The following is a 6,908-nucleotide window of genomic DNA, read 5'->3' as shown; positions in this document are numbered from 1 at the left end:
CAACAAGCGGGGACGGGGTTTACAATTGACTTTTCAAGGGGCGTCGCCCCTTGAAAAGTCAATTGTAAACCCCGTCCCCGCTTGTTGACTTGTTGACGATCTCGAGGAGGCCTTTGCCGAAGCGGTCGGCTTTGGCGGGGCCGATGCCGTGGGCGAGGAGGAGTTCTTCGCGGTTGCGGGGGCGGAGGAGGGCCAGGTCGCGAAGGGTCCGGTCGCTGGCGACCACGTAGGGCGGGATCCCGGCGGCACGCGCGACTTCCAGCCGGTGATGACGTAGTGCCTCGAAGAGGGCCTCGCCCGCTTCGTCCAGGGCATCCGGAACGCCGGCGGCGCGTCCGGCGGACGCACGCGCAGGAGTGCGACCCAGCGGCTTCGGAGCACCCGCTGCAGGGAGCACGAGCCGCGCGGGCAGCTCGGCTCGCATCACGCGGACGCCCTCCTCGGTGAGCACCACGACCGGACGGTCTCCGCCGATGAAATCGATCCAGCCGGCGGTGACACAGCGTCGCAAGAGCTTCGTGATCCAGAGTTCTGCGCGCTCGGAGAGCGCACCGAAGGTGGGCGTCTGATCGAGGCGCGTATTGGCGAGACGTTCGTCCTGGCTGCCGTGCAGAAGCTTGGCCGCTGTCTGCAGACCGAAGCGGCCGTGAACGCGCGCTACACCGGAGAGCGCCTTGCGGACGACCAGCGTCACGATCTCTTCATCGGCTTCACCTCGGGCGACGAGATTCAGGCAGACGTCGCAACGGCCGCAGCCGGCCAGGGTTTCTTCTTCGTCGCCGAAATAGCGCAGGATGGCGTCGTGACGGCAACTACCGCCTTCGGCCCAACGCATCAATTCGAGGAAGAGATTCCACTTGTGGCGCACGATCTCCGGATCTGCGGCTGCGCCATTCGCATCGCTCTCGATCAGACGCCGGCGCAGCGGAAGATCACCAGCGGAAACGAGCAGCTGCCCGATCGCGGGCTCGCCGTCGCGCCCCGCCCGGCCGACCTCCTGGTAGTAGGCCTCGATCGAACTCGGCGGCGCGAGATGCACGACGGCACGTACGTCGGAACGATCGATTCCCATGCCAAAAGCGTTCGTGGCGACGACCACTTCGGTCTGTCCAGCCGAGAACCGCCCGTGCACGGCCTCGCGAACCGCGCCTCGCAACCCCGCGTGGTACGCCTCGGTCTGATATCCGGCTGCGGCCAGCCTTGCTGCCTCCTGCTCCGTCGACTTTCGCGTCGGGGCGTAGACGATGGCGCAGCCGTCGACCTGGCCGGGAGAACCCAACGCGTCGCGCAAAGCGGCGTCCACGGACGCGTTCTTGTCGCGCTTCGAAGCCACCTCCCGCGCACCCAACGCCAGGTTCGGCCGCGCAAAACCCCGCACCAACTGCGGCGTATCCGCGGGCAAGCCAAGCCGGGCCAGGATCTCGTCGCGCACGACCGGTGTGGCGGTGGCCGTACAGGCGAGCACCCGCGCATCCGGAATCGCAGCGATCACTTCTCCGATCTGCATGTACTCGGGCCGGAAATCGTGGCCCCACTCACTGATACAATGGGCTTCGTCGACCGCGATCAACGGGCAGGTGAGATCAGCGAGGAGTGAGCGAAACCCGTCGAAGGCCAGCCGTTCCGGTGCGACGTAGGCGAGCTTGTAGCTCCCGCGGCCGAGTTCTCGCATCCGGTGCCGCATCTCGGCGCTATCGAGGGTGGCAGCGAGGAACGTGGCCGGCACGCCGACGGCTTCGAGGGCCGACACCTGATCTTGCATCAGCGAGACCAGGGGCGAGACGATCAGGCTGGTGCCGGGCAAGCCTGCGGCCGGAAGCTGGTAGACGAGACTCTTGCCACCGCCGGTGGGCGCCACGAGAAGCAGCTTCCCCACACGCAGCAGCGTTTCCACCGCCTCGCGTTGCCCCGGGCGAAACTTCTCGAGCCCGAAACGCTCGAGCGATCCATTCAGATCCATCGACAATGATCCTCGGAGGAGACCGGGGCCGACGAGAGTAGCTGTTCGATTCGTCGGTGGCCCTCCACCGCTGCGGTCCGGTTTCGGACCCAATCTCAGCGAAGCGGGAATCGCCCGCGTGTCTGCAGGCTACTGGGCCCGATTCTGCTGAGCTTCAGCGGAGGCACCGAGCCCCCGCGAAGCGCACAGGCCTAGCGTCCAGCCAGGCGATAGAACCGTGCCGCCGTGTCATGGAAGAGCATCCGCTTCTCGTCCCCCGAAAAACCCCGCACCACTCGTTTGAAGGCGTTCCAGAGCACGCGATAGGAGCAGGAGATCTTGTCGACCGGGAAGTTGCTCTCGAACATGCAGCGCTCCGGCCCGAACGCCTCGATGGTTGCCAGAGTGTAGGGACGAATCGCCTCTGCGAGTTCCTCGCTTCCGGGCGGACGGGGACGCTCATGCCACCCGAAGCCATTCAACGGCATCTGCAAGCCGCCGATCTTCACGGAAACATTCGGGCAGGCCGCAAGGGCCTCCATGCTGCCGCGCCAGTCGGAAAAGACCTCGTCACGCCGCCCCGCGTAGGGCCCGATGCCAAGCGGACCACCGAAGTGATCGAGCACGACCGGCGTTTCCGGAAATGCCCGGGCCAGATCGACCAGCTCGGGAATCTGCGGATGGTAGAGCCAGGCATCGAAGGAAAGACCGAGCTTCCCGAGATGGGCAAAGCCCTCTCGGAAGGTCCCCTCCCCGAGGAGCCCGGAGGGCGGCGCGGTGTGGGAGTTGGCGATCTCCGGGCTGGCATCCCAGCCGCTGGCATGACGAATGCCGCGGAAGTGACCCGGGCTAGCGCGGAGATGCGCCTCCAGCACCACACACACCGCATCGCCGAGGCTGAGATCCGCGTGGCCGACGATGCCCGCGGCCGCACGAAGCGAGCCGTAGAGCCCACTCGCAGATTGCGCGGCGATACCCGCGGCGAACTCCGTCTCTCCCACCGGGCGCATCGGTTCGGGCCCGTCCGCCCGATACATCGCCACACAATCGACGTAGACGGTGCGCACGACCCTGTGGCCGGTTTCCACATCTTCGCGTAGTTCGTCGAAGAGGTAGCGATCCCTCGGCCGCTTCCTCTCCCACAGGTGGTGGTGAGCGTCGCAGATCTCGATTTCCGGCTCGAGGGCCTCCTGGTCTACCTCATCGACCTGGGCCAGCCACTCTCGATGCTCCATCTACCGATGCTAGCCTGTCATGCTGCCGAGATGGCCGAAGGAGGATCCGATGATCGAGTGGAGCGAACAGCACGAAATGATCCGAGACGCGGTGCGCCGCTTCATCGAAGCGGAGATCGTCCCGAACATCGAGGAACTCGAACACGGTGATCTCCCTCCCTACGAGATCCTGCGCAAACTGTACGCCACCTTCGGCATGGACGAGATGGCACGCAGCCGCTTCGAGCGCCAGATCGCGAGCGCCGAGGCGGGAGACGCCAAGCAGAAGAAGCCGCGCGAGGGAGATGGCACCGGCGACGGCGCGGCCATGCAGTTGATCCCGATCATCGAACTCTGCCGCTATTGCCCCGGCATGGTGACGGCTCTTGGCGTTTCGGTCGGCCTCACAGGTGCCGCAATCATGTCGAAGGGTTCGATCGAGCAGAAGAAACGCTGGGGCCTCGACGTGCTCACGCTCACGAAGGTCGGTGCCTGGGCGATCACCGAGCCGGGGTCCGGCTCCGATGCCTTCGGTGGCATGAAGGCCTCGGCCCGCCGCGAGGGCAACGAATTCATCCTGAACGGCAGCAAGACCTTCATCACCAACGGTCCCTTCGCCGACACGATCGTCTTCATCTGCAAACTCGACGAAGAAGGTGTCGACCCGAGGGATCGGAAGATCCTGAACTTCGTCCTCGACAAGGGCATGCCCGGCCTCGAGCAGAGCAAGCCCCTCCGAAAGATGGGAATGCACTCTTCGCCTACCGGGGAACTCTTCGTCAACGATCTCCGTTGCAGCGTCGATCATCTCCTGGGCGGTGAGGACGCTTTGACCAAGAGTCGCGGTGCCGGCCGCGAAGGCGCCAAGGACACCTTCCAGACCGAACGCTCCGGCGTCGCGGCGATGGCCCTCGGGATCGTCTCCCGCTGCCTCGAGCTCTCCGTCGCCTACTCCCGCGAGCGGGTGCAATGGGAGAAGCCGATTGGCGAGTATCAGCTGATCCAGGAGAAGCTGGCGCGTATGGAGGTTGCACGAATGAACCTCCAGAACCTGGTGTTCCGCACCATCGAACTCTCGGCCCACGGCCAGAGCATGGGCCTGGCCGAAGCTTCCGCGATGAAGCTGTATTCGGCCCGTGCCGCAGTCGAGGTCGCGATGGAGGCAGTGCAGGTCTTCGGCGGCAACGGTTACATGGCGGAGTACCACGTAGAGCAGCTCGCGAGGGATGCGAAGGTGCTGCAGATCTACGCGGGAACCGATGAAATCCAGATCCGCGCCATCGCTCGTGACCTGCTGACCGGCTGAACTTCAAGCGCCAGACGTGAGCAAACCCGACGAGACGCGTTCCGTCGCTTTGCTCGCTGGCTTGATGGCCTATTGGGGCTTCACGGATGGGCTGAATGCCGCCGCCGCGCCGTTTCTCGCCCGGGAGTTCGGGCTCGACGATGTCAGCATCAGCCGCGCGTTCGGCTGGATCGCGATCGGCGCGCTCGGCACCTACGCGCTGGCACGGTGGGCGGATCGGACGGGGCGACGCCGCGTACTGCTGTGGACGGTGTTGCTGATGGGCCCCCTCTGCATCCTCACGGCGTTGTCGCCCGGGCTCGGTGGCTTCATTGGCGTGCAGATCTTCACGCAAGCGTTCAAGGGGCTGCTGGTCATCCTCGTACCCGTGATGGTCACCGAGAGCCTTTCCCTGGAGACGCGTGCCCGCGGCCACGGTTGGGTAGGCCTCGCCGGCACGCTCGGCGGTGGGCTTGGGCTGATCCTCATGGCAGCTTCCGAACTCCTTCCTGGCACCTGGCGTTGGGTATGGGGCGCGGCGGCGGCAGGCGTTCTTGCCGTTCCGTTCCTGCGCCGGCTCCTGCCGGAGAGCCAGCACTTCGAACGGGCTTCTGAGGCGGGCCAGACGGCAACAGCCATGGTCCGCCACCTGATGGGCCCGCGTTATCGCCGCCGCACAGTCGCCGTTCTCATCGTTTCTGGCCTCTTCCCGATGGTCATCGCAGCCACACAGACATGGCTCATCTACTACCCGGTCCAACATCTCGGCCTCGAGCCCGCGATTGCGACCGCAGTCGTGATCTTCGGCGGGGGATTGGCGCTCGCGGGCTTTCCCCTGGGAGGGTATCTGTCGGAACGCTGGGGCCGCCGGCCGACCTTCCTGATCACGAGCCTGCTCTTCTTCGGTGCGGTTTGGGCCTTCTACCACGTCCCGAGGGATTTCCCCGTGCACCCCGGCCTGGGGTTGATCCCCGGCATCACCGCCATGAGCCTATGCTCATCGGCGGGCGTCGTCCCTCTGCGGGCCGCCGTGAGCGAGCTCTTCCCCACGGCGCTTCGCGCGACGATCAGCGGCGGTGCCGCCATCGCAACCGCCCTCGGCGCCATCACAGCCTACTTCGCAACCTCCGCGCTCAGCGCGCAGCTGGGTGGCCTGCCCGACGCCGTGAGCCTGCTTTCCCTTGGCATGCCGACGGCCGGGATCCTCTTCTTCCTCGCACTTCCGGAAACCCGCGGCCGACCCATCGAGGCCGAGGATGCTGCTCTCAGCCAGCAGACATCAGAGCACTAGTCGGCTTCGAGCGGTCCAAGTCCGGAGAGGTTGATGCCCGCCGTCGCACCGCCGTCGACGACCATGGCATGACCGGTGACCGCCGAGGCGTCGTCGCTGCAAAGAAAGGCCGCCACGGAAGCGATCTCCTCGGGTTGGATCAACCGTCCGATGGCGTGGAGGCCTTCGACCTCTTCTCGCGTTCGGGGTGAAGCCTGCTCGAATTGTTCGTAGAGAGGTGTCTCCACCACTCCCGGGCAGATCGAGTTGGCTCGGATGCCAAGCCGGCCGTACTCGATGGCCACATTCTTCGTGAAGTTCACCACGCCGGCCTTCGCCGTCGTGTAGGGCGAGGCATACATCTCCCCGCCAAAGGCCTCGATCGAGGCGGTATTGACGATGGAACCTCCACCCCGCTTCATCATCTCCGGAAGCGCCGCACGGCACCCGTAGAAGACCGCGGTGAGCATGATCTGCAGGCTCTTGTCCCAGCCGTCCGGGTCGATGGCATGAACCGGCCCGCCACTCGTCCAGACGGCGTTGTTCATCATGATGTCGAGACCACCGAATTCGCGAACCGTCGCAGCCACACAAGCCTCGAGCTGGGCCAGCTCACCGACGTCGCAGGACAAGAATTGCGCGCGACCTCCGGCCTCCTTGATCTCCCGCGCGACTTTCCCGCCCCGCGCGGAATCGATATCCGCACAGACGACGGCGGCACCTTCGCTCGCCAGCCGTCGCAGGGTCGCAGCGCCGATTCCCGAAGCCCCGCCCGTCACGATCGCCACCTTCTCGTCGAATCGTCCCATTCCAACCTCCGCACCCGCAAGTGATGGGGAAGCGTACCTCAACGGGCGCTAGGCTTCGCATCCGTGATGCTACGCGACATGCTCTTCGTCCCTGGAGAGGGGATCCTCGACGGGGCCGGCCCCCTGGCAGGGATCCCTTCGTGCCCTCTGGAGAAGGGAGACACGGAACTCCGGCCTGGTGCGAACCATGGCGACATCTTCGCGAGCCGCGAACTCGCACGGACTCCGTGGAACCGCTGACCCAGGCGCTGCTAGCCCGGAAAATTCATGAAGAAGTCTCGTTCTTGAATTGAAGAAGGCCCCAGTTGCGGTAGAAACGTGTTGCGACACCCGTTTCCCCTCAACAAGGGCCCCTTCATGAAGCCGGATTCTACCGCACAGACTGTCACCT

Annotated in this window: 6 protein-coding genes; 3 read left to right on the top strand and 3 right to left on the bottom strand. The window is 65.3% G+C overall.

What is annotated here, in order from left to right; translation table 11 throughout:
- Positions 1-58 precede the first annotated feature (58 nt).
- Together GY937_07060 and GY937_07055 are read right to left on the bottom strand one after the other, a co-directional pair.
- The gene (locus GY937_07060; protein ID MCP5056473.1) at positions 59-1,960 is read right to left on the bottom strand and encodes an ATP-dependent DNA helicase RecQ; all 1,902 of its coding nucleotides are present in this window, start codon (positions 1,958-1,960) and stop codon (positions 59-61) included.
- Between the two features lie 191 nt (positions 1,961-2,151).
- Complete coding sequence (locus GY937_07055; GenBank protein MCP5056472.1) at positions 2,152-3,174, bottom strand: amidohydrolase family protein; 1,023 nt, start codon at positions 3,172-3,174, stop codon at positions 2,152-2,154.
- Between the two features lie 49 nt (positions 3,175-3,223).
- On the opposite strand from GY937_07055, the gene GY937_07050 reads away from it, so the two are divergent.
- Positions 3,224-4,459, top strand: coding sequence for an acyl-CoA/acyl-ACP dehydrogenase (locus GY937_07050; protein ID MCP5056471.1), 1,236 nt, complete (start codon positions 3,224-3,226; stop codon positions 4,457-4,459).
- 16 nt (positions 4,460-4,475) lie between these two features.
- Positions 4,476-5,729, top strand: coding sequence for an MFS transporter (locus tag GY937_07045; protein ID MCP5056470.1), 1,254 nt, complete (start codon positions 4,476-4,478; stop codon positions 5,727-5,729).
- Here the strand turns inward: GY937_07045 and GY937_07040 are convergent.
- A complete protein-coding gene (locus tag GY937_07040) occupies positions 5,726-6,517 on the bottom strand; it encodes an SDR family oxidoreductase (protein MCP5056469.1) in 792 nt (263 codons plus the stop codon). The genes GY937_07045 and GY937_07040 overlap by 4 nt on opposite strands.
- Positions 6,518-6,580: 63 nt before the next feature.
- On the opposite strand from GY937_07040, the gene GY937_07035 reads away from it, so the two are divergent.
- Complete coding sequence (locus GY937_07035) at positions 6,581-6,757, top strand: hypothetical protein (protein ID MCP5056468.1); 177 nt, start codon at positions 6,581-6,583, stop codon at positions 6,755-6,757.
- The last annotated feature ends 151 nt before the right edge of the window (positions 6,758-6,908 follow it).

This window comes from bacterium, assembly GCA_024228115.1.
Classification (GTDB): domain Bacteria; phylum Myxococcota_A; class UBA9160; order UBA9160; family UBA6930.
Note: the sequence above shows the minus strand (reverse complement) of the source record. Positions and strands in the feature narration are given on the sequence as shown.

Excerpts from the sequence above, each read along its gene's own strand:
- GY937_07060 (MCP5056473.1), bottom strand. The coding sequence starts at position 1,960 with ATGGATCTGAATGGATCGCTCGAGCGTTTCGGGCTCGAGAAGTTTCGC.
- GY937_07055 (MCP5056472.1), bottom strand. The coding sequence starts at position 3,174 with ATGGAGCATCGAGAGTGGCTGGCCCAGGTCGATGAGGTAGACCAGGAG.
- GY937_07050 (MCP5056471.1), top strand. The coding sequence starts at position 3,224 with ATGATCGAGTGGAGCGAACAGCACGAAATGATCCGAGACGCGGTGCGC.
- GY937_07040 (MCP5056469.1), bottom strand. The coding sequence starts at position 6,517 with ATGGGACGATTCGACGAGAAGGTGGCGATCGTGACGGGCGGGGCTTCG.